This is a genomic window from Pseudomonas marincola (assembly GCF_900116605.1).
In the GTDB taxonomy this organism is placed as follows: Bacteria; Pseudomonadota; Gammaproteobacteria; order Pseudomonadales; family Pseudomonadaceae; genus Aquipseudomonas; species Aquipseudomonas marincola.
On sequence record NZ_FPBC01000004.1, the window covers coordinates 259403 to 279898 of the forward strand.

Below are 20496 nucleotides of genomic sequence, written 5' to 3' on the forward strand. Positions count from 1 at the left end.
TGATCTCCTTAAATGATGAAAATCGAAGAGCCTGTGGTCTTGCGTGACTCCAGGTCACGATGCGCCTGCACGGCGTCCTGCAAACCGTAGTGCTGGTTAATCTCGATTTTGATTTTGCCGCTGCCGACCAAGTCAAACAGCTCGCCGGCCAGATCAGCCTTTTCCGCCGGATCGGCGATGTAGTCAGCCAGTGCTGGGCGAGTCAGATAGAGCGAGCCTTTCATTGCAAGCTGTACCGGGTCGAATGCCGGAATTGGCCCTGAAGCCGTGCCCACACAAACCATCAGACCGCGGCGCTTCAACGAGTCGAGTGAACCCATGAATGTGCTCTTGCCTACGCTGTCGAAGACGACGTTTACGCCTACCCCGTCGGTCAACTCCCGCGTGCGCTTGGCCACATCTTCATGGCTGTAATTGATCACATGATCACAACCATGTGCGCGGGCAATGTCACCCTTGGCGTCACTGGATACGGTACCAATCACGCGCAAACCCAATAACTTGGCCCACTGCGAAACAATCAGACCAACGCCGCCGGCAGCCGCGTGCAATAAAATGCTGTCACCGGGTTTGAAGTCATGAATGCGCCGCAGCAGGTAAGCGGAGGTCAGACCACGCATGGTCATGGCCGCTGCGGTCTCGAATGAAATGCTCTCGGGAAGTTTGATCAACGGCGCGGCCGGGATCAGACGCTCAGTGCAATAGGCGCCGAGCGTATTGAGAAACCCGGTGTAAGTGACACGGTCCCCGACACAAACATTGCTCACGCCCTCACCCACTGCCTCTACGACACCAGCGGCCTCAACGCCCATGCCGTTTGGCATTGGAATTGGGTACGTGCCGTTGCGAAAGTAGGTATCGGCATAGTTAAGCCCCACAGCAACCTGACGGAGTCGTACTTCACCTGGGCCGGGATCGCCAACCTCCACGTCCTCGTACTGCATAACCTCAGGACCACCGGTTTTATAGAAGCGGACGGCTTTTGGCATTTACTTGATCTCCAATCTGCGCTCGGGACGCCCTATGGCGTATACGTTGACTGAAATGTAATGCCCAGACGCTTCATCCGCTTCTCATCGAACGACAATGACTTTTCATTTAATGACAAACCCGTTCAGAGTTACCGCTGCCTCTGCATCACGCCCCAAGCTGGGCCAGCGCAAACGTCGCGGACGCCGTCGCTCAGGCGTAACCCTGCATGGCTTGTGGCTGAGAGATAGCTTTAAAAGGCTTGCTGCGAGCCACAAACAAAAAAACGAGGCCCGTTTACCTCGGGCCTCGTTTCACTGTGAGAAATGCTGAGGGTTAGTTGCCGTGTATAAACCAACACCCCTCTGGTTTTACAAAGCGCGTTAGCTGCTGGCGACTTTGCGCAGGGGCGCATTGCTGCGCTGACGGGACTCCCAACCCTGCGCAAGCCCAACTTCAATATCAACCGGCGGCAATGGCGGCAAGCCCCGGACGAGATCAGCAGCGCGCTCGGCCAGCATGATCGTCGGCGCATTCAGGTTGCCGTTGGGTTCGGTCGGAAACACTGACGAATCAATAACTCGCAAGCCTTCGATACCGCGTACACGCAGCGCTGAATCAACCACGGCCATTTCATCCTCGCCCATTCGGCACGAACCACAAGGATGCATGGTGCTTTCCATGTTCTTGCGCACAAACGCATCGATCTCCTCATCGGTGTTAACGTCAGGGCCTGGAGCAATTTCGTAATCGCGATACGCATCCATTGCCGGCTGACCAATAATCTCCCGGGTCAGGCGCACACAACGACGGAAACCCTCGCGGTCCTCTTCAGTTTGTAAGTAATTGAAGACAATTTCCGGGTGCGTGTAAGGGTCTGCCGAACGCACACGGACATAACCGCGGCTGGTTGGTTTATTCGGCCCGGTCAGAACCATGAAGCCATGGCCCTTCAGCGGTTTGCCACCGTCGTACTGCATCGCCGCGGGGAGAAAATGAAACTGAATATCGGGCCAGCTCAGCCCCACCTCAGAGCGAATAAAACCACCCGCTTCGAAGTGATTACTGGCCCCCAGACCATCTTTGAATAACAACCAGCGCAGGCCAATCATGGCCTTGCTTAACAGGCCCATCTTGCTGTTCAGAGTGATCGGCTGTTTGCAGGCGAACTGGATATAAATTTCCGAGTGATCCTGCAAGTTTTCACCGACACCGGGCAGCTCATGCTTCACTTCGATACCGGCGTTGCGCAGCACTTCACCGGGGCCAATCCCGGACATTTGCAGCAACTGCGGTGAGCCAATCGGCCCCGTCGAAAGCAGCACTTCGCGATTGCAATGCACGGTGTGGGTCTGGCCGTCGTGATCGTAGAGAATGCCAACAGCTCGCTTGCCTTCCAACAACACCTGACGCGTCATTGCGTGGGTAATCACGGTCAGGTTTGGACGTTTCATCGCAGGTCGTAAATAGGCGTTGGCGGTTGACCAACGAACACCATTTTTGACCGTCATGTGCATCGCGCCAAAGCCTTCCTGCATGTAGCCGTTACAATCCTTGGTTTCGATGTAACCGGCTTGAACGCCCGCCTCAACCCAAGCGCCATACAGTGGGTTTTGCATATTGTTGCCATTATTGGTGCTCAGCGGCCCCCCTTCGCCACGGTAATCATCGCCGCCAAACTTGTAATTCTCGGCACGTTTGAAGTACGGCAGGCAATTGCGATAACCCCAGCCCTCAGCACCCAATGATTGCCATTGGTCGAAGTCTGATGCGTGCCCGCGGATATAAACCAGCCCATTGATTGAAGAAGACCCACCGAGCACCTTGCCGCGCGGACAATGCAGGCGGCGGTTATCGAGGAAGGGTTCAGGCTCGGTCTCGAAGTGCCAGTTGTACTTCTTGGTGTTCATGGGCATTGAGAAGGCACTGGGCATCTGGATCAACACACTGCGATCACTGCCGCCATACTCCAACACCAGTACCGAGGTGTTTGGGTCTTCACTCAGACGGTTGGCTAACACGCACCCAGCAGAGCCCGCGCCAATAATGATGTAATCGTATCGTTTAGTCATGGCTCAAGCCTGTGCATCTAAATTCAAAGAGTCGTGCTGACGCTTAGCGCGCGGAGAATAGGCGCCCCAGCCTAAACGCTCGGCAAAAGCCCTGGTCAGCACAAAATGGATCACGCCGGCCAACAGGCAAGACGGAATGGAAGCGGAGATGAAACGAAACCAGGACGCGTTGGCCAGGCTCTGGGGATTGAACAAGAACACGTACACCCCAACACCCACTAACAGCGCGAATAAACCAATCGGATTGAAGCCCTTCCAGTAGCGATAAGGTGACAACGCCTCACTGGCATACAGATGACGCAGATTCATCCGCTGCTGCCGCAAGAAGTAGTAATCGGCGATTCCGATTCCTGCCAGCGCGCTGTTCAACGCCGAAGTCCACACCAGGAATATGAAGAAGCTGTCATAGACTTCAGGCACAAAGCTGACAATCAACAACGGCACAGCGCAAAACATCACCACGAGCAGGGTCCAGCTCATGTCGCGGAAGGTTTTTCCCGCCAACTGACGCAAGCCCACAATCGAGGTGTAGAGGATGTTGATCATGCTGGTGATGTTGGCAAATGCGACAAACCCCAGCGCGATGACACCAAATGCCAGGCCTCCGATGTGGGTCATCCAGATGGTTGGGTCACTGTTGCCTAATGCGGCAGATGCCAGCAAACCGACAACCTCTCCCAGCACCGCAGCGGCGAATATGCCGATAATGTTGGGCCAGAATGCTGTGCGCTGATTCTTGCTAAGCCGCGCCAGATTGCCGATATACGGCCACCAGGACAGCCCGGCTGCCATATTGACCTCAACAGCAATCATGAAATTGACGCGTTTATCGCTGAATGGCGCATCGAGTGCCGGCAGCGCCAGCAGTTCCGCCATGCTGTGATCACTGAACACCATGTACAGCATGGCGCCCATGATCAGTACCAGCGCCGGCGCGACGATGGTGTTGAATACCTTGATCGAGGTGGGACCTTTGGCAACAACAAAGCCCGCCAGCAAAATTGCAAACAAGCCTGACACCAGCACCAGCGAGCCGGTTGGGTTAGCTTCATGTTCAGTCAGAAGCCCCGTCAGCCCGTCTATCGAACGGCCGAACATGAGTCCCAGAACGGCAAGCCAGCCCATGGTCAGAAACACCACTGCCAAGATATAAACCAGGCGGCTGCCGTTACCGCCGAACATGCTGCGCAAGAAGGTAAACTGCTCTGTACCGTACTTGCCACACGGCACACAAGTGGCGAAAGACGCCAGCAAGACACCCAGAATATTGCCGATTACAATCGCCGCTATTCCTTCCGTGACGCCCACAAACAATGCAGTTGCGCCGCCAATCAAAAAGGCCCAGGTGGCAATGGCCAGCGCCGAATTGGCGTAGGTGAACTCCCAAAATCCCCATAGCCGCTCACTGGGTAGCAACGGCGTATCTCCGCGTTGGGCTTCAAGGCCAGAATCAACCGAATCAGACGTTGCCATGGCTCAATACCCCCAAAGGTAGAAGCCGACGACCAATACCAGCGTCATCAGGACTATCACGGTGTAGTCGAGGGCGCTGAGCGCACCCGGCCACTCATCTGCCAGCTCCATCTCCTCATACACGCGAATGCGTTTTTCCAAGTCCTGCGCCCTCAGGTTTTCGGCTGCGGTATTCATATGACCTGAACCTCGTATAATTCTTCTTATTGGTTACGCTATGTCTCGGCATAACGATGGCGTTATGCCGAGGGGTTTAACTCATGGCAGGGTGATCCATACCGCCTTGGTTTCCAGCAGATAATCGAGCTGCTCTGCGCCCAAGTCCTTGCCAAAGCCCGATTGCTTATAGCCACCGAATGGCATGCACGGATCAATGGTGCTGTGCGCGTTAACGTACACAGAGCCGGCACGCAGGCGCGGTATCAGGCTGTGAACACGGCCGAGATCGTTCGAGTAGATCGCTGCTGCCAGACCAAACAAAGAGTCATTAGCCAGCTCCACCGCTTCGTCATCCTCGTCAAAGGGTGCAGTCACCAGCACCGGACCAAAGATTTCCTCCTGAACGATGCGCATATCGTTGCGGCAATTGGCGAAAATAGTTGGCTCAACAAAGTACCCGGGACCGGTGATTGCTTGGCCGCCATACGCCACTTGTGCGCCTTCCTGCTTGCCTGCCTCGATGTATTCCAGAACCCGCGCCTGCTGCTGTGCAGACACCAGCGGGCTGATAAAGCACTCGGCATCTAAACCGGGGGCAACCTTCAATGTGCGGGTATAGGCGATCAGCTCTTCTAAAAATTGGGCATAGATACTGCGGTGAATATAGGCGCGGGTTCCTGCGTCACAAACCTGCCCCGAGTTGAAGAAAACACCGTTGGCTACCGCCTGCGCGGCGGCCTTGATGTCGGCATCTTCGCGAACGATTACGGCTGACTTGCCGCCCAGCTCGAGGGTCAAACGCTTCATCTGATCCATAGCTGTTTTGCCGACCGTAATGCCAACAGGCGTGGAGCCAGTAAAACTGAGTTTGTCGATGCCAGCATGGGTCGCCATCGCTGCACCCACTACGCTGCCACGGCCGGTCACAATATTGATCACACCATCCGGGATCCCGGCCTCCTGCACCAACTCAGCAAAGCGCAGTGCCGATAAGGACGTTAACTCAGCCGGTTTAACCACCACTGTGCAGCCTGTGGCCAACGCCGCGCCCAGCTTCCAGGCCATGGTTTGCAGCGGAAAATTCCACGGCACAATGATGCCCACCACACCGACAGGCTCCTTTCGGGTGTATGCCAGATAGTTGCCTGGCAGAGAGGGCTCTGCGGTACGTCCGTGAATTTTTGTGGCCCAGCCAGCGAAATAACGGAATGTATCAATCGTGCCCTGGATATCGACTTCAAGCGCTTGGCTGACCGACTTACCCATATCGATTGATTCGATTTCAGCCAACTCATGCGCATTAAGCTCAATAAGATCGGCCAGGCGTTGCAGCAAGCGCTCGCGTTCTGCGGGCTTGAGCGCGCTCCATTCACCACCATCAAACTGCTCACGAGCAGCCGCGACGGCACGGTCCAAGTCTGCAACTGTGCCCATCGGAATGTGTGTTAATAGTCCTTCGGTCGAAGGCTCTGTCACCTCTGCGCTGGCGCCGTCACTGCCGTCGACCCAAGCCCCGCCAATGAACATTTTTTGCGCCTTGCTCAGAAAGCGCTGAGCGGCCTCACTAATGCCATAGGTTTGCAAATATTGCTTAACAATCGCGTCCATGGTTATGCCCCCTGCGCAGTGCGCGCCTGTGCACGCTCGTGAAAAATAAAGCCGATGCTATTGAGCAGCAGTTGTGCGGCGAGAATTGAGGTCATACCGGTCGGGTCGTAAGCAGGCGCAACCTCGACCAGATCCATGCCCACGATGTTGCCCTGGCTGCGTTTGGCCAGCAGTTGAATGATTTCGAGGATTTCGTAGTAGAGAAAACCGCCGTGGCTTGGCGTGCCTGTACCGGGCGCAATCGATGGATCGAAGCCATCAATGTCGATGGTGATGTAATACGGAACCCCAGTTGGGATTAAGTCCAGCACGCCTTGCGCGCCGAGGCGGCGCACGTCACGGACCGAGAGAATCTGCGAGCCGGCATCACGTGCTGCGTCATAATCATCACGATTGGATGAGGACACGTTGCGGATCCCCATTTGGGTCATCCCGGTGATGTGATTCATCTCCGAGGCCCGGCGCAATGGGCTGCCATGGCCATAGCGGACACCGTGGCGCTCATCGACGAAATCCAGATGCGCATCAACATGAATAATGTGAATCGGCCCCCGCCCCTCGAACGCCTTGATCACGGGTGCATGCACTGAGTGATCGCCACCCAGAACAACGGGCATCGCGCCAGCATCCAGGATCTTGCGCACTGCAAATTCAGTGTTGGCATTACTGCTGGCCATATCGGTATGGACGATGTCTGCATCACCCACGTCAACCATGCGCACATCGGCTGCGGTCAGGTACATGACATCGTCTTCATGGTCATATGCACCCGCATGACCGAACGAAAACAGCGTTGAAGCCTCGCGAATTCCACGGGGCCCAAAACGCGCACCAGAGCGCCACTGCGTACCCATGTCATTGGGCGCACCAAGGATCGCCACGTCGGCATCAAGTGCATCCCAGTCAGTGCACACCGGCGCTTTGGCAAAGGTGCAATGCCCCACAAACGGAAGATTCAGGCGTCCGGAATCATAGTTATTACTCGACATACTCGGGCATCTCCAACTGTTGTTCTTGTGAGCGAGAACGACGTTCATCGGCCTCTGCGGTTGGAGTGACTATGTGCGCAGCTTAGGGTGGAAAAAATACTCAACATCAGATACTTATATCGGCATATCCGATGTATAAAAGTGCGAGGGTGCTTGAATGATTCAGCTGCATGACGTCGACTTAAAACTGCTCAGGGTCTTTGCAGCAATCGTTAAATGCGGTGGGTTTTCTGCAGCTCAGGCTGCGCTCAATGCAGGCCAATCAACCATCAGCGAACAGATGGCACACCTCGAAACCCGGCTTGGGGTGAAGCTCTGCCAGCGCGGCCGAAGTGGCTTCCAACTAACCGAACAAGGCGTGGCCATTCATGAAGCGACGCTGCGCTTGCTGGCCGCCGTCGAGCACTTTTGCTCGGATGCAGACGTACTTAAACAGGACATCAGCGGCCAGCTCAATCTGGGCATAATCGATAGCACCATCAGTGATCCCGATTCGCCTATACCGCGAACCACGCAGCGCTTTGTATCCCGAGGGCATGATGTGCACCTCAACGTTTACGTCGGTTCGCCTGCCGAGCTGGAAGAACGGGTACTTGATGGTCGCCTGCATCTGGCGGTTGGCCACTTCCCCATCCACGTGCCAGGCCTGCATTATTCATCGCTCTATCAGGAAGCACTGGGCGTGTATTGCGGTCGCCGCCATCCGCTGTTCGCGAGCAAAGCCCAGGGCGCGGATCAGCTCAAGGAAATATCAGAAAGTCGAATCGTGGCTCGGGGCTATATGCAACAGCATGACTTGGAGCAGTTGGGCGTGAGCAAAGCGGCCGCAACAGTCGATAACATCGAAGCGACTGCCATTCTGATTATTTCAGGCGCTTACATCGGCCTTCTGCCCACACACTTTGCGGCGCAGTGGGTCAAAAATGGTGAAATGCGCCAGCTAATCCCCAACCAGTTACAGCTCATGTCACCTTTCGATCTCATCAGCCGCCGAGGGGTTGTTCCGCCACCCATACTTCAAGCATTCCTGGAGGACCTGGCGGCCTGTTCACGTCAAAACGGCTTGGACTCAACGGTCTTCGCCAATAAAAGTTGAATGTCCGCGTTTGCTTCAAAAGCGCTGTGAAACTACTTTAGTCGCTAAGTGCATTGGCATCTGCAGACCGGCTGGTGCTAATACTCCCCCTACTTCTGCCCTATAAGAGCATGTGATGAAATCCCCAGCAGGCCTACTGTTGTCTGGAGTTGAACTGGACCGTACCAGCACGACGCCTCTGTACCGCCAACTCTACCTGCAGATTCGCAAACAGATATTAACGGGCAGGCTTCAAGGGGGAACGCGGCTACCTTCAACCCGCACTTTGAGCAAAGAGCTGGAACTATCGCGCATCACAATTCTCAACGCCTTTGACCAACTGACAGCTGAAGGTTTTCTGGCCTCACGCAGTGGCGCCGGAACTTATGTAGACAGCGAGTGGGACAGTCGCGCAATCGCCGAAAATGGTATCCAGCAGCAGCCACCACGCCTGTCCACGATGAGCCAATCACTGCTGTCCATGCGCAGCAACCATTTCCAAGGCATCTCTTACGCTGATTGGAACCCCGCAAGCCCAACCTCCTTTCTACCCAGCCACAGCACATACGAGTCGTTTCCTCAAAATACCTGGAAACGACTGATGAATCGTCATTTGCAGAAACCCTCCAAGGCCATGCTCGGCTATGGCGAATTACAAGGGTTGCAGGAGTTGCGCAAGGCGATTGCTGATTACGTATTCGACTCACGTGGTATCGATTGCACGTCTGAGCAAGTGGTGATTGTCAGCGGCGCCCAGCAAGCTTTCAATTTGCTCGGAATGCTCTTGCTCAATCCGCAAGATACCGTGTGGATGGAAGACCCGGGGCATATTGCAGCACGGATTGCCTTTCAGGCCCACGGTTGCCAGATAGTCCCATTGCGCATAGATGCACAAGGGATCGATATCGAGCAAGGACTGCGTGAGTGCCCCGATGCCCGACTGGTTTTCACCACGCCTTCGCGCCAGCACCCACTGGGTACAACCTTGAGTTATACGCGCAGGCTGGAACTCATTGACTGGGCGGCTCGAAATCACAGCTGGATTATTGAGGATGACTGCGACAGTGAATTCCGTTACAGCGGCCGTCCGCTCCCTGCACTCTGTGCAATGGATCAATGGGATCGGGTGATCTACGTTGGGACATTCAGCAAAGTGCTTTATCCCTCTCTGCGCCTGGGTTATGTGATTCTGCCACCTGCACTGGTCGAGCCCATGTGCACCATCCGCGCAGTAATGGACCGCAGCCCTCCGACTTTACTGCAAGCAGTTACCGCTGACTTCATGCGCGAAGGTCATTTTCTCGGCCACATCCGCCGCATGCGCACGCTTTATCAAGCACGCCAGGAGGCATTACTTGAACAGCTTCAGAAAAACTTGGGAGATTTCATTACCGTTGCCCCGGTTGACGCCGGAATGCACCTCATCGCCTGGCTGCCGCCCAGCCTCAATGCCGACACAGTCGCCAAAGAACTTAGCCTACACAACATTCACACCTATGCATTGAGCGACTATTGCCTGCAACCGTATCTGCCCCCAGCCCTGTTAATTGGCTTTGCCGGCGTGCCGCAAGATCAGGCGGAAGAGCGGGTGGCAGCACTGGTATTAGCGCTGCGCAAAATGGGGCATGACGTTTAAGACCACTCTGGAGTAAAAGTGGTCTTAATATTTAAATTTTAATGGATCTATCGAGAGTTCCTGTCTGGCGCGATAAAGGCTGCGCCGGTAGACCCGGTGTCTGCACTAGGAACGATTCGAATGAACAAAATACAAGAACGATTCAATGTCTTGCTCCGCCACAAAGCCGAAGATGCGGCAGCACCTCCGGAACTAACCAAACAACTGGCCCACCAACTTCTCGACAAGCTCGCACAAGTACGCCTCTTTGCGCATGCGTACCCCTTGCTGACCAACCTGACTCACGGGGCGCTTAAACCCGCCGACTTACTCGACTTTGCCTATCGCAATGAACTGCATGGCCTAAGCCTGCACTTACTCGATGGTGAGGAAAATAGTCTGTCGCAAATGACGCCGGAACAGCTTCAGGCGTTCAGGGACAAAGCCAATCACTTAGGGCTGGATGTCCATCTTGAAATCAGCAGCACGCTGAAAAAAGATGTGGATCAAGTAATCGCCATTGCTACTGCGATAGGAACTCGCAATATTCGCGTCTACTCCCGCTACGAAGGCACTTTGTCACGGGTTATGGACATGATTGAGTCCGACCTGCACTACCTCGCCAAACAGGCTGATGCACACGACCTGTACTTCGATTTTGAGCAGCATGAAGAACTTAAAAGCACTGAAATAGCTCAACTCTTAAGCCGCCTCAACCACCCTCGCCTGCATGCGCTCTTCGACTTCGGCAATATGATCAACGCATACGAGGCACCACTCGAAGCCTTGCAAAGTCTCGCGCCGCATATCCGTCAGACCCACCTCAAAGGTGTGCGTATTGTCCCTGAAAACAATGGCTTCGGACATTACGGAGTGCTGCAAGGAAGTGTTGAAGATGACTTACCCAACGCGCGGATGATGTTTGAGTTACTGCTCCTTGGAGAGCAATCCCCGCAAGTCATTGCGTTCATCCTGGAGCAGGAAAATCACTATATAGCGCCGGCTTTCCGCCAGTCCGATGAAGCTCAGGACCCCTTCATTGCTTACCGAGAAATGAGCGAGACCCCACTCCCGTGTGGTTACTCACTCGAGCAGATGATGGCGGATGAGCACCGCTGGGCGAATAACCAGATTACCTACGTGCGCGGGCTTCTTAACGAGTTTCGCACCTTAGCCGAGTTATCACTGGCCAGCGAGTAAACCGCTGGCGTGACACCGCAATCGGCAATGTTAATCCCATTTCGACTGGAGAATAATAATGACAGCACGTGATAAGGCCAAATGGCTAAGATTCCTTGTATTAGTAATCGGTGGTGGAACGATCTACAAGCTGGCGAACTTGAAGGACGCCTTCTATGTACCCATGCAGGAATACATGGGCTTAACCCACACTGAAATAGGTATGTTACTGAGTGCCAATGCGATCATCGCGACAGCCCTTTTTGTTTTGGGTGGCGTACTTGCAGACCGGTTTGATACTCGCAAGCTAATCCCTATTGGCCTGATCGGAACGGGCAGCCTGGGTCTTTACCTCGCGACCTTTCCGCCATTTAACAGTCTCATGGTTGTATTCAGCCTGCTTGCCGTATGTGCAGACTGCATATTCTGGCCCGCACTGCTTAAAGCCATCCGCAACCTTGGGAATGATAACGAACAGGGAAGGCTCTTCGGTTTTCTGGAGGGCGGACGTGGTGTTGTGGACACCCTCGTTGCATTCTCGGCTCTGGGTGTCTTCGTAGCCATGGGCTCAGGTGCTGAAGGCTTGAAGTCAGCCATTATTTTTTATTCGGTTATCGACATCCTGGCAGGCACTCTGACCTGGCTCCTACTTAAGGACAATGCAACCTACGCACCCACGACGCCGCAAAACAGCATGGCAAATCTGTTCGAGGCAATTAAGGTTCCAGGCATCTGGCTGGTCAGCCTCAACGTGTTCATGGTGTATATCGTCTATTGCGGCCTGACATATTTCATCCCTTATCTAAAGGACATGTACGAACTGCCCGTAGCGTTGGTAGGTGCTTACGGCATTATCAACCAATACTTCTTGAAAGTTTTGGGCGGTCCGTCAGGTGGGTTTATTGCCGACAAGCATTTCAAAAGCTCAAGCCGATATTTGAAGTGGGCGTTCTTGGCACTGCTTCCAACTATGGCAATCATCGTCCTGATTCCCAAAAGCCATACCTTCATTTATGCCGCGATGGCAGCCACCCTCTCCTTTGCGCTTATCGTGTTCTCGATGCGTGGGGTGTTCTGGGCACCAATGGGAGAAGTCAATATCCCTCGCCACATCACCGGCTCTGCTTTTGGAATTGGCTGCCTCATCGGTTATGCCCCCGGCATGTTCGCCTACGTTATCTACGGCGCAATCCTCGATAAATTCCCAGGACAAACCGGTTACAACTACGTGTTTAGCTTGATGAGTATATTGGCCATTATTGGCTTCATCGTCTCCAGCCAACTGTGCCGCGCAACCCGAAGCAAAGTCGCAGTTGTCGACGAGAACGCTGTAGCGCAAAGCTGATAACGCAACAGATACTGGAGAGGCCAGACCTTAATCTGCCTCTCCAGTCGAATGAATGCTCTACTCCTGACTGAACGGCAGACACTAATTTTCAATACGGCTAACCTGTTAAATCGCGTAGACCGTCAATTCAATGTCCAGCAGCACAAATTGCGCAACATCGAGCGATTAACGCTATTCAATCGTCGTTGGATTACAGGCCGTATTTAAGCTCAGGACTCGATCAAGTTAGGTCCATGGTGAGTTACAGCTACTGCTAGACTAGAACTGAGGCACAAAATTTCCGCTGCACCAATTTTGCGCCTGCCAGCCTTCGACACATTGCATGCCCAGAAAAACAAAAACCCCCGAAACGCTAAGCATTTCAGGGGTTTAAGTATTGAATAGTGGCGGGAAGATAGGGATTTGAACGCTAGTAGTAAACTCTGTATACCGCTGCAGACCGCAGAAAACCAAGAAGTAGGAATTTCTTAACGGTCTAGAAAGGCCCAAGGCGGCCTCATTTTTGCCCAAATTCTGCCCAAAAAATCTCTAGCTATCGCGCATCTAAATTAAAGCCCCTGGCACGTAGGGTCTTGGTTATTCTTGATCGACAGCTGCTGGCTGGTTTACGGCTCTTCTGCACAAGCCGCTATTGGCCAAAAGCAGATTCCCGCAGCCTTATCAGGCTCCAGCTGAGGCGTGTAAACGTCTACGAAACCAGGGGCGATTCATTGCCAGAGAGTCGCAAAGCGGCACACGGTCGATCACGGATGTCCAAGATAGCTAAATAACTGATTCAATCCCGAGGCTTACTGTAATAACCGACTGCTACAAGATAGTGATCAACCTTGCGAAGCAAGGCATGTTTGTCTTCGATTTTCCCGGTAACCGGGTTCTTCCAGAGGTAGTCATAATCACCACGCTCAGCTGTGGCCATTAGTTTTAGTATCGGCGCGCCGACGGGCTTACCCTGAGTGTCGTTGATGGTTGAAAAATCAGCCCCGATCAGGCGCTGATTATAGCCGTGGGCGACATAGCGCTTGTTCTTCAAGTCAATAATGAAAGCGTACAGGTCGTCCTCATGAAACTCTGCGGATAGTTCATTGATTGCTTGTATCGTGGCTTGTGGGTCTTTCTCCATTGCTAGCACGACACGATCCACAAAATTTTCGGCCTGCTGTGCGGTGGCTCTAGGCAGATACAGGCCAACGGCAATTATTCGGTCGTCTTCACGCTGAAAATAAACCTTCTTGCGCTCAACACGTCCGTCTTGAGCATTCATCCAGCGATATTCGGCACTGTGAATCTTGCCTTCTGAGACACCCTCTAACACGCTGGTCAATGCATGGCGTAAGTCAGGCTCAAGCGTATTCATGACATTGCGACCAATCAACACCGCAGAAGTCCCGCCACTAGCCAGCATGATGCCCTGAGAATCGATAACAAAGACATAATGCTCACCATCAATAAATTCTCCCTGGCGGCTAAAAGCAGCAAATGCCGCATCACCCTGCATACGGTAGTACTCAACAGCATTGTGTAACAGCTTTTGGGCATTGGCTTCCTGGGTTTCCTGCTCAGTGCTTGCACTGACAAAACCGACAGTGCCCAATACCAGCAGCAAGGCACAACCTATTGAGTTAATGATGCGCATATATGTATGACTCCCTTTAGGCTATTCGCCTATGTATTATTAATTCAACGGTTCTAGCGTGGGGGTTACAAACACCGCCTGCAGCGACCTCTTTATTAGCGCTGTCAAGAGCACAATATCCAGCCGTACTTTCAAAGGCGGCTGGCTCTAAAGTACAAACCAAGCACGAGCACTAAGCCTGCCAACGACATCAGGGCAGCGCAGAGGAATACCTGTGCATAGCCAAAACCTGATGCGACCAGACCCATAACTGGTCCCGCCATGCCAACGGCTACGTCAAAGAACAACGAAAGTGCGCTAAGCGCCGAGTTACGGTTTGCTTCTGGGGTGCTTGCCAGTGTTTCGACGCCCAGGCCCGGATAGACCCACGACACACCAACGCCAGTCAGCGCGCTGCCAGCAATGACTAATGCTGGCGACGGACCAAGCCAGACCAACAGCAATCCCACGCTCTGCACCAGCATGCAGACAGCAACAACTTTGTAGCCGCGGAACCTGCTCAGTACGCCTGGCGTTGCTAATCGAGCGACGATAAAGCCTGTGCCGAATGCAGTTAGGCAATACGCAGCGTGCTCCCAGCCCAAGCTATCGAAATACAGCGCAATAAAAGCGGTGATGCCACCATAGCCAACAGAGCTACACACCAGTACCAGCCCGTTGGGCATTACCGCAAACAATACGCGGTGAAATGCCAGCCGCACGCCAGCCACTAACGGCGCTGCATTCTTGCTGAACGCAACCAGCACAAATATGCAGCCAAGCATTGCGGTAAAAAAACCAATGCTGGCAACACCAAATTGATGCAGCAACCACACCCCTAGCGGGGCGCCCAACGCTGTGCCGCCATAAGCGGCAATACCATTCCAGGACATCACTTGCGCTGTGCGTGACGCGCCACAAAGGCCAATCGCCCAGGTGCAGCACGGCGTGGAAATCATTGCGGTTGATGCGCCCAGAATCAGCCTACTCGCTAGTAATAAAGCCACGGAGAGCCAAACCTCGGTGTGTAGCAGAACTGCAAACGCGGTGCAGACGCCGCTAAGAATGAAACCGCTAAAGCCGCACATCACCGAGTATTTGGCGCCATATCGATCCGCCACACTGCCGGCCAACGGCCGCGCAATCAACGTGGCAAAATACTGCACGCTAATCACTATACCGGCCCAAATCGATGTTAAGCCTAGCTCGTTGAGCACGTAGCCCGGGAGCACAGCAAGCGGTAAGCCATTGCACACAAAGGAAACAAAGTTGAAGACGATAATCGACAGAATCAGCAAATTGACTCGAGCGGTTTGACTTTCGCCGCCATGTACAGCACTGGTATCGCCCTTCAAATTCTCAACTCGACTCCAAGTATCCCATCCGCAAGCAACTGTGGATTGGAGATGAACAACTTATGGGGGGTGTCAATTTCTTGTACCTAGCTCGCCCCTGCTCTTTGGGAAAACGGCGCAGCCACGGCCCAGGCAAAATATCATCGCGGAATTTGATGATGTCGATAACGGGAATATCCCCCGGATAATTGGCCCAAGAACCGGTTCACTGAACACGCAGTGTGCAGTCGAATCCTGGCTAATTTCGCTTAATAACCAGCCAAGGGTCTGCTCGCTAATATCTTGGCCAAACACTGCCATAGCCATCTCTTACGGGCTGGCCTTGATGAAATCCAAAGGCCAGCCGACATGTTCAGTTTTTTGGCCATGTAGTGTGTGGCCGAACAAGGCCAAGATAGACTGCCCTTCATCGGGAAACGCGCTGGTCAAATGCACCACATGAGCCTACAAATCTGGGGCGGCGGTCACGATCATCGGCTTGACTGCACCGGCGATAGAGTGGCCAAGTAGCACGGTTTGGCTCACGCCTAACTCATGCAGATCTTGGTTAAGCTCGGCAACCACATCGCTTAGTTGCAGAGCCGCAACATCGCGAACGCGCTTTTGACCACACTCCGGCATATTCAGCGTGAGAATCCACTCGAACTTGCCGGGGTGTTGCTCCATTGCAGCAATAAAGGGTGCCCAGCACCACGAACCGTGCTTGCCACCATGCAATAGAACCAAATCAGTCATACGCAAACCCTGCAACGGCCTTCATTACAGTGCCCGGCTGATGATTTCTTTCATGATTTCCGAGGTTCCGCCGTATATCCGCGCAACCCGCGCATCAACCCAAGCGCGGCTGACCTTGTACTCGCTCATAAACCCGTAGCCGCCATGCAGCTGTAGGAACTCATCAAGCAACTTACCCTGCATTTCCGAGCCTAGAAGTTTGGCCATCGCGGCTACGTCCGGGGCCAAATCGCCGCGCATTACCTTGCTCAGGCAATCGTCGACAAACACCCGCAGCATGGTGAACTGCGCTTTGGCTTCGGCCAGCTTGAAGCGGGTATTCTGGAAATCCAGTACCGGCTTGCCAAACACTTTGCGTTCACGGGTATAGTCAATAGTCTCGTGTAGCAGTGTTTCTATCGATTGTGCGGCGCGGATGGCAATAATCAAACGTTCCCAAGCCAGTTGGTGCGTCAGGTACTTAAAACCCTGACCCTCTTCCCCCAGACGATTGCTCGCAGGCACGCGTACTTCATCGAAAAAGAGTTCTGCGGTGTCCTGCCCCTTGAGTCCGATTTTTTCCAGCAAACGCCCCTTGGAAAAGCCTTGCCGGTCTTCTTCAATACAAATCAGAGTGAGCTCTTTAGCGGCAGGATCAAGCTTGGTTGCAGTAACAATAAGCCCTGCGTTGCCACCATTGGTGATAAAGGTTTTTTGCCCGGAGACAACGTAATCATCACCCTCAGCACGCGCTAGCGTGCGCATCGAACGCAGATCGCTACCGATGCCCGGCTCGCTCATGGCGATCACGCCGATAAGTTCCCCACTCACCATCTTCGGCAACCAGCGTAGCTTTTGCTCTTCGCTGCCGTAGGCAACAATATAGGGTGCGACGATCTCCGAATGCGTGGTAAAGCCAACCGCTGTGGCGTTGGCCCGCGCCAGTTCTTCGATCATCACGGCGGAATGACCAAAGTCGCCGCCCGGGCCGCCGTATTCTTCCGGAACGGTGGAACAGAGCAAGCCCGTCTCACCTGCTTTCAACCAAACCTCTTTGGGCACAATGCCGCTTTTTTCCCACTCGTGGAGGTGCGGCACGATCTCCCGGTCAACAAACCGGCGCGCTTGCTCGCGGAACATATTGTGATCTTCACGGAAAACGCTGCGCATCTTGATTACTCCAAAATTTTCTCGGCTTATCGCTTAGCCACTAACGGTCGAGGTAGTCGGGCTTACGCTTTTCAACAAATGCTGTGACGGCTTCTTGGTGATCTTGGGTGTGGTGAGCCAACGACTGATAGGCCGCAGACAACTCCAGCAATGAATCCAGGCGCATATGCTGGCCTTCGCGTAATAAGCGTTTGCACAAACGCAGCGAATGCCCAGGATTGCTCGCAATCCGCTGCGCTAGCGAAAGCGCCTCCGCCATCAATGCTTCGGGCGCCAGCACTTGCTCTACCAGCCCCCAATCCAAAGCCTTTTGCGCGTTAATGGTGTCACCGGTGAAAGACATAAGGCTGGCCTTCGGCACGCCGATAATGCGCGGCAACAACCAAGCACCACCATCGCCCGGCACAATGCCAAGCCGTACAAAGCTCTCGGCAAATAGCGCCGTGCTGGACGCTAAACGGATGTCGCACATGCAGGCCAAATCCAACCCGGCGCCAATTGCCGGGCCGTTTACAGCCGCGATCACTGGAATATCCAACTCGTAAATTGCCAGCGGAATCCGCTGGATGCCGTCTCGATAGGTATTGCGCAACTCATAAGGCGAGCCGGCAAAAATACCAGCGCGATCGTGCATGTCCTTAACGTTGCCACCAGCGCAAAACGCACTGCCGTTGCCGGTGAGCACCATGACGCGTACCGATTGATCGCGGCGCAATTGCGCGCAGAGATCGACAAACTCTTGAATTTGCTCCGGTGTAGTCAAGGCATTGCGCGTATCTGGGTGATTCATCCGCACACTGACGATGCCACCATCACGCTCAACCTGAAGGAATGTGCTCATAGAGGCGTACTCGCTGAATTATTTAAAGGTTGCTGACCGTGGCTGGTCAGCAATGGCCAGTAGCCCGCACTGCCGCCTGAGCAAATCTGTTGGCCAAGACGCTGGCTCCACAGGCTGGCCGAGCCAAATTCACTGCGCCAAGCCCACAGCCTGCGGGTGAGCAAATGCAGCGGATACTCCTCGGTGAAACCAATCGCACCATGTACCGAATGAGCAATACCGGCGGCAACGCTGGCCGCTTCGCTGGTACTGATTTTGGCGGCTGCAATGGTAAGTGCAGCCAAGCCGTTATCAGATTCAGTAAACGCCGCTTCGGCGGCAATACCTGCCGCAGCTGTTTGCTCTGCGAATACCGCGAGTTGCTGCTGAATAGCCTGGAACGAGCCAATGGCTTTGCCGAATTGCTGCCGCTCACGGGCATAACCTGCGGTCATATCCAGCAATGCGTGCAGGGCACCGGCAGCTTGGCCGGCGCGCAGCATTGCGCCGCCCTGCGCTAATACATCAACATCCAGCCCTACTGGCAAAGCCGCTTGCGCCAGTACCAGGGCATCCGAGAAGCTCAAATCATCACGCGGCTCGCCAGCCACATTAAGACTCTGGGTTACTTGCGCAGCAGTGCTACGTTGTAATAGCACCAGCTGCGGCGTGCCTTCAGCCAAGGTCGTGGCGATGGCCACAATAGCATCGACACTTCGCCCCCAAGGCACTGCGTGAGCTATACCGCTGATGCGTTCATCATCAATAACCAATACCGAGTTAGCAGCAATGCTCAAAGGCCCTGCGTGCCCTTCCAGGCCAGCCTTGCTCAGCAGCCAGTTAGCCAGCAACGACTCGCCCAGAGGCGCAGGCACAGAGAAGCGTCCCGCGGCGCGGACCAGCACATACATGTCTGCCCAGGTGGCCTCAGCGCCGCCGAGGTCCTCGGCAACACCGGCCAGGGCAAAGCCGGACTCCTCCAATGCAGCCCAAAGCTCAGCCGGCCACTCACCTCCCTCACAACTGAGTACGTAATGGGACGTAGCAATGTCGGCGAATAGACGTTCAATAGTCGCTTCAAATAGTTCGCGCATTATCGCAACCCCAGACCACGGGCAATGATGCCCCGCAGAATTTCGCGAGTGCCCCCGCGCAGTGAAAATGAAGGCGCCATTTGCGTCAGATAGGCCAGCACACGTGCATACTCGCTGCCGCCTTCTTGGCGTGGTTCGGTTTCCAGCAGCAACTGGGCAACTTCAGGAAGTTCCTGCTCAAACACATTGCCCAAATCTTTTACGCAGGAAGCCGCCCAAGTTGGATGCTCCCCCGCCACTAACTGCGCGGTAACAGACAAGGACATATTGCGCAGCGTCAGCAACTTCGCCGACAGTCGCCCTATCTCGCGGGATTGCATGGCATTGGGCTCTTTGCCAACGGCGTCGATCAGGGTCTTCAGCAGAGCCATACAGCTAAGAAAACGCTCCGGGCCGCTACGTTCGAAAGCCAGCTCCGCGGTTACTTGATCCCAGCCTTTACCTTCTGCGCCAATCAGAGCATCGGCAGGCACGCGGACATTGTCGAAGAACACTTCATTAAAGTGCTCGCCGCCAGCTAAGTCGCGGATTGGCCGAATCGTAATGCCCGGCAAGCTGAGATCAACAATAAACTGCGACATACCGTCATGGCGCGATGCTGGCTTTTCGCCGGTACGCACCAAGGCAATCATGTAATGAGAATGGTGCGCGTTGGTGGTCCAAACCTTCTGCCCATTGAGCACCCAGCTATCGCCATCACGCACCGCATTACTTTTAATTGAGGCCAGATCAGAGCCGGAGTTTGGCTCACTCATACCGATGCAAAAATAGCTTTCACCGCGGCAAATAGCTGGCAAGTAATGCTGTTTTTGCGCTTCGGTACCAAAGCGATTGATCAATGGACCACTTTGCCGATCTGCAATCCAGTGCGCAGACACCGGCGCACCGGCTGCCAGCAGCTCCTCAATAATTACATACCGAGCAAAGGGGCCCGCCTCGGCACCACCATAGGCTTTTGGCAACGCCATGCCGACCCACCCTTTGGCACCGAGTTTTTTGCTGAACTCTGCGTCAAATCCCATCCAAGATTGTGCGCTCAAAGTCGGCGGATAATCGGCCAGGGTCTGCTGTATAAACTCGCGAACCTCTACCCGAAGTACTTCGGCTTCAGGGGGAAGGCGACTGTAGGTAAATTGACTGATGGGCATAGGCGCTCTCTAACGCTGGACACTGGTGTAATCACCTCAAGGGAGGTGAACACGGAACCGCAGCCGCCCCTCAGTCACCCATGCTGGTAACCGGGG

General features: G+C 54.3%; 17 protein-coding genes. 4 read left to right on the top strand and 13 right to left on the bottom strand.

Going from position 1 to position 20496, the window contains the following annotated elements:
• Positions 1-8: 8 nt before the first annotated feature.
• The 6 genes from BM395_RS09085 to speB all read right to left on the bottom strand — a co-directional run bounded on the left by BM395_RS09085 (position 9) and on the right by speB (position 7270).
• Positions 9-989 (bottom strand): quinone oxidoreductase family protein, encoded by a 981-nt coding sequence (locus tag BM395_RS09085; protein WP_090510807.1) that lies wholly within the window; start codon positions 987-989, stop codon positions 9-11.
• 363 nt (positions 990-1352) lie between these two features.
• A complete protein-coding gene (gene betA, locus BM395_RS09090) occupies positions 1353-3041 on the bottom strand; it encodes a choline dehydrogenase (protein WP_090510810.1) in 1689 nt (562 codons plus the stop codon).
• 3 nt (positions 3042-3044) lie between these two features.
• Positions 3045-4514 carry a purine-cytosine permease family protein gene (locus BM395_RS09095; protein WP_090510814.1) on the bottom strand — a complete coding sequence of 490 codons (1470 nt, stop codon included), beginning with the start codon at positions 4512-4514 and terminating at the stop codon, positions 3045-3047.
• A gap of 3 nt (positions 4515-4517) precedes the next feature.
• Positions 4518-4691: a hypothetical protein gene (locus BM395_RS23325; RefSeq protein ID WP_170860569.1), complete on the bottom strand. Its 174-nt coding sequence runs from the start codon at positions 4689-4691 to the stop codon at positions 4518-4520.
• Positions 4692-4772: 81 nt separating this feature from the next.
• Positions 4773-6281 (bottom strand): aldehyde dehydrogenase family protein, encoded by a 1509-nt coding sequence (locus BM395_RS09100; RefSeq protein WP_090510815.1) that lies wholly within the window; start codon positions 6279-6281, stop codon positions 4773-4775.
• Positions 6282-6283: 2 nt separating this feature from the next.
• Positions 6284-7270, bottom strand: a complete 987-nt coding sequence (gene speB, locus BM395_RS09105) for an agmatinase (RefSeq protein ID WP_090510818.1) — start codon at positions 7268-7270, stop codon at positions 6284-6286.
• A gap of 157 nt (positions 7271-7427) precedes the next feature.
• On the opposite strand from speB, the gene BM395_RS09110 reads away from it, so the two are divergent.
• The 4 genes from BM395_RS09110 (at position 7428) to BM395_RS09125 (ending at position 12484) form a co-directional block, all read left to right on the top strand.
• Positions 7428-8366, top strand: a complete 939-nt coding sequence (locus tag BM395_RS09110) for a LysR family transcriptional regulator (RefSeq protein ID WP_090510820.1) — start codon at positions 7428-7430, stop codon at positions 8364-8366.
• A gap of 115 nt (positions 8367-8481) precedes the next feature.
• The gene (pdxR, locus tag BM395_RS09115) at positions 8482-9981 is read left to right on the top strand and encodes a MocR-like pyridoxine biosynthesis transcription factor PdxR (protein WP_090510824.1); all 1500 of its coding nucleotides are present in this window, start codon (positions 8482-8484) and stop codon (positions 9979-9981) included.
• A 120-nt stretch (positions 9982-10101) separates the two neighbouring features.
• Positions 10102-11160: a sugar phosphate isomerase/epimerase family protein gene (locus BM395_RS09120; protein ID WP_090510827.1), complete on the top strand. Its 1059-nt coding sequence runs from the start codon at positions 10102-10104 to the stop codon at positions 11158-11160.
• A 58-nt stretch (positions 11161-11218) separates the two neighbouring features.
• Positions 11219-12484, top strand: a complete 1266-nt coding sequence (locus BM395_RS09125) for an MFS transporter (RefSeq protein WP_090510830.1) — start codon at positions 11219-11221, stop codon at positions 12482-12484.
• 778 nt (positions 12485-13262) lie between these two features.
• Here BM395_RS09125 and BM395_RS09130 read toward each other — a convergent pair.
• The 7 genes from BM395_RS09130 to BM395_RS09160 form a co-directional block, all read right to left on the bottom strand.
• Positions 13263-14120, bottom strand: a complete 858-nt coding sequence (locus tag BM395_RS09130; RefSeq protein ID WP_090510833.1) for a cache domain-containing protein — start codon at positions 14118-14120, stop codon at positions 13263-13265.
• Positions 14121-14251: 131 nt separating this feature from the next.
• Positions 14252-15454: an MFS transporter gene (locus BM395_RS09135; protein WP_090510836.1), complete on the bottom strand. Its 1203-nt coding sequence runs from the start codon at positions 15452-15454 to the stop codon at positions 14252-14254.
• A 444-nt stretch (positions 15455-15898) separates the two neighbouring features.
• A complete protein-coding gene (locus BM395_RS23575) occupies positions 15899-16189 on the bottom strand; it encodes an alpha/beta fold hydrolase (RefSeq protein WP_244528958.1) in 291 nt (96 codons plus the stop codon).
• Positions 16190-16213: 24 nt separating this feature from the next.
• On the bottom strand, positions 16214-17338 hold the full coding sequence (locus tag BM395_RS09145) for an acyl-CoA dehydrogenase family protein (protein ID WP_090510838.1): 1125 nt from the start codon (positions 17336-17338) through the stop codon (positions 16214-16216).
• A 40-nt stretch (positions 17339-17378) separates the two neighbouring features.
• Positions 17379-18179 carry a crotonase/enoyl-CoA hydratase family protein gene (locus BM395_RS09150; RefSeq protein ID WP_090510844.1) on the bottom strand — a complete coding sequence of 267 codons (801 nt, stop codon included), beginning with the start codon at positions 18177-18179 and terminating at the stop codon, positions 17379-17381.
• A complete protein-coding gene (locus BM395_RS09155) occupies positions 18176-19252 on the bottom strand; it encodes an acyl-CoA dehydrogenase family protein (RefSeq protein WP_090510847.1) in 1077 nt (358 codons plus the stop codon). Before BM395_RS09155 ends, BM395_RS09150 begins: the two co-directional genes overlap by 4 nt.
• The gene (locus BM395_RS09160; RefSeq protein ID WP_090510852.1) at positions 19252-20400 is read right to left on the bottom strand and encodes an acyl-CoA dehydrogenase family protein; all 1149 of its coding nucleotides are present in this window, start codon (positions 20398-20400) and stop codon (positions 19252-19254) included. Before BM395_RS09160 ends, BM395_RS09155 begins: the two co-directional genes overlap by 1 nt.
• Positions 20401-20496: the final 96 nt, after the last annotated feature.

Excerpts from the sequence above, each read along its gene's own strand:
- BM395_RS09150 (WP_090510844.1), bottom strand. The coding sequence starts at position 18,179 with ATGAGCACATTCCTTCAGGTTGAGCGTGATGGTGGCATCGTCAGTGTG.
- betA (WP_090510810.1), bottom strand. The coding sequence starts at position 3,041 with ATGACTAAACGATACGATTACATCATTATTGGCGCGGGCTCTGCTGGG.
- BM395_RS09155 (WP_090510847.1), bottom strand. The coding sequence starts at position 19,252 with ATGCGCGAACTATTTGAAGCGACTATTGAACGTCTATTCGCCGACATT.
- BM395_RS23325 (WP_170860569.1), bottom strand. The coding sequence starts at position 4,691 with ATGAATACCGCAGCCGAAAACCTGAGGGCGCAGGACTTGGAAAAACGC.
- BM395_RS09160 (WP_090510852.1), bottom strand. The coding sequence starts at position 20,400 with ATGCCCATCAGTCAATTTACCTACAGTCGCCTTCCCCCTGAAGCCGAA.
- BM395_RS09125 (WP_090510830.1), top strand. The coding sequence starts at position 11,219 with ATGACAGCACGTGATAAGGCCAAATGGCTAAGATTCCTTGTATTAGTA.
- BM395_RS09130 (WP_090510833.1), bottom strand. The coding sequence starts at position 14,120 with ATGCGCATCATTAACTCAATAGGTTGTGCCTTGCTGCTGGTATTGGGC.
- BM395_RS09095 (WP_090510814.1), bottom strand. The coding sequence starts at position 4,514 with ATGGCAACGTCTGATTCGGTTGATTCTGGCCTTGAAGCCCAACGCGGA.
- BM395_RS23575 (WP_244528958.1), bottom strand. The coding sequence starts at position 16,189 with ATGACTGATTTGGTTCTATTGCATGGTGGCAAGCACGGTTCGTGGTGC.
- speB (WP_090510818.1), bottom strand. The coding sequence starts at position 7,270 with ATGTCGAGTAATAACTATGATTCCGGACGCCTGAATCTTCCGTTTGTG.
- BM395_RS09100 (WP_090510815.1), bottom strand. The coding sequence starts at position 6,281 with ATGGACGCGATTGTTAAGCAATATTTGCAAACCTATGGCATTAGTGAG.
- BM395_RS09110 (WP_090510820.1), top strand. The coding sequence starts at position 7,428 with ATGATTCAGCTGCATGACGTCGACTTAAAACTGCTCAGGGTCTTTGCA.
- BM395_RS09145 (WP_090510838.1), bottom strand. The coding sequence starts at position 17,338 with ATGCGCAGCGTTTTCCGTGAAGATCACAATATGTTCCGCGAGCAAGCG.
- BM395_RS09085 (WP_090510807.1), bottom strand. The coding sequence starts at position 989 with ATGCCAAAAGCCGTCCGCTTCTATAAAACCGGTGGTCCTGAGGTTATG.
- pdxR (WP_090510824.1), top strand. The coding sequence starts at position 8,482 with ATGAAATCCCCAGCAGGCCTACTGTTGTCTGGAGTTGAACTGGACCGT.
- BM395_RS09120 (WP_090510827.1), top strand. The coding sequence starts at position 10,102 with ATGAACAAAATACAAGAACGATTCAATGTCTTGCTCCGCCACAAAGCC.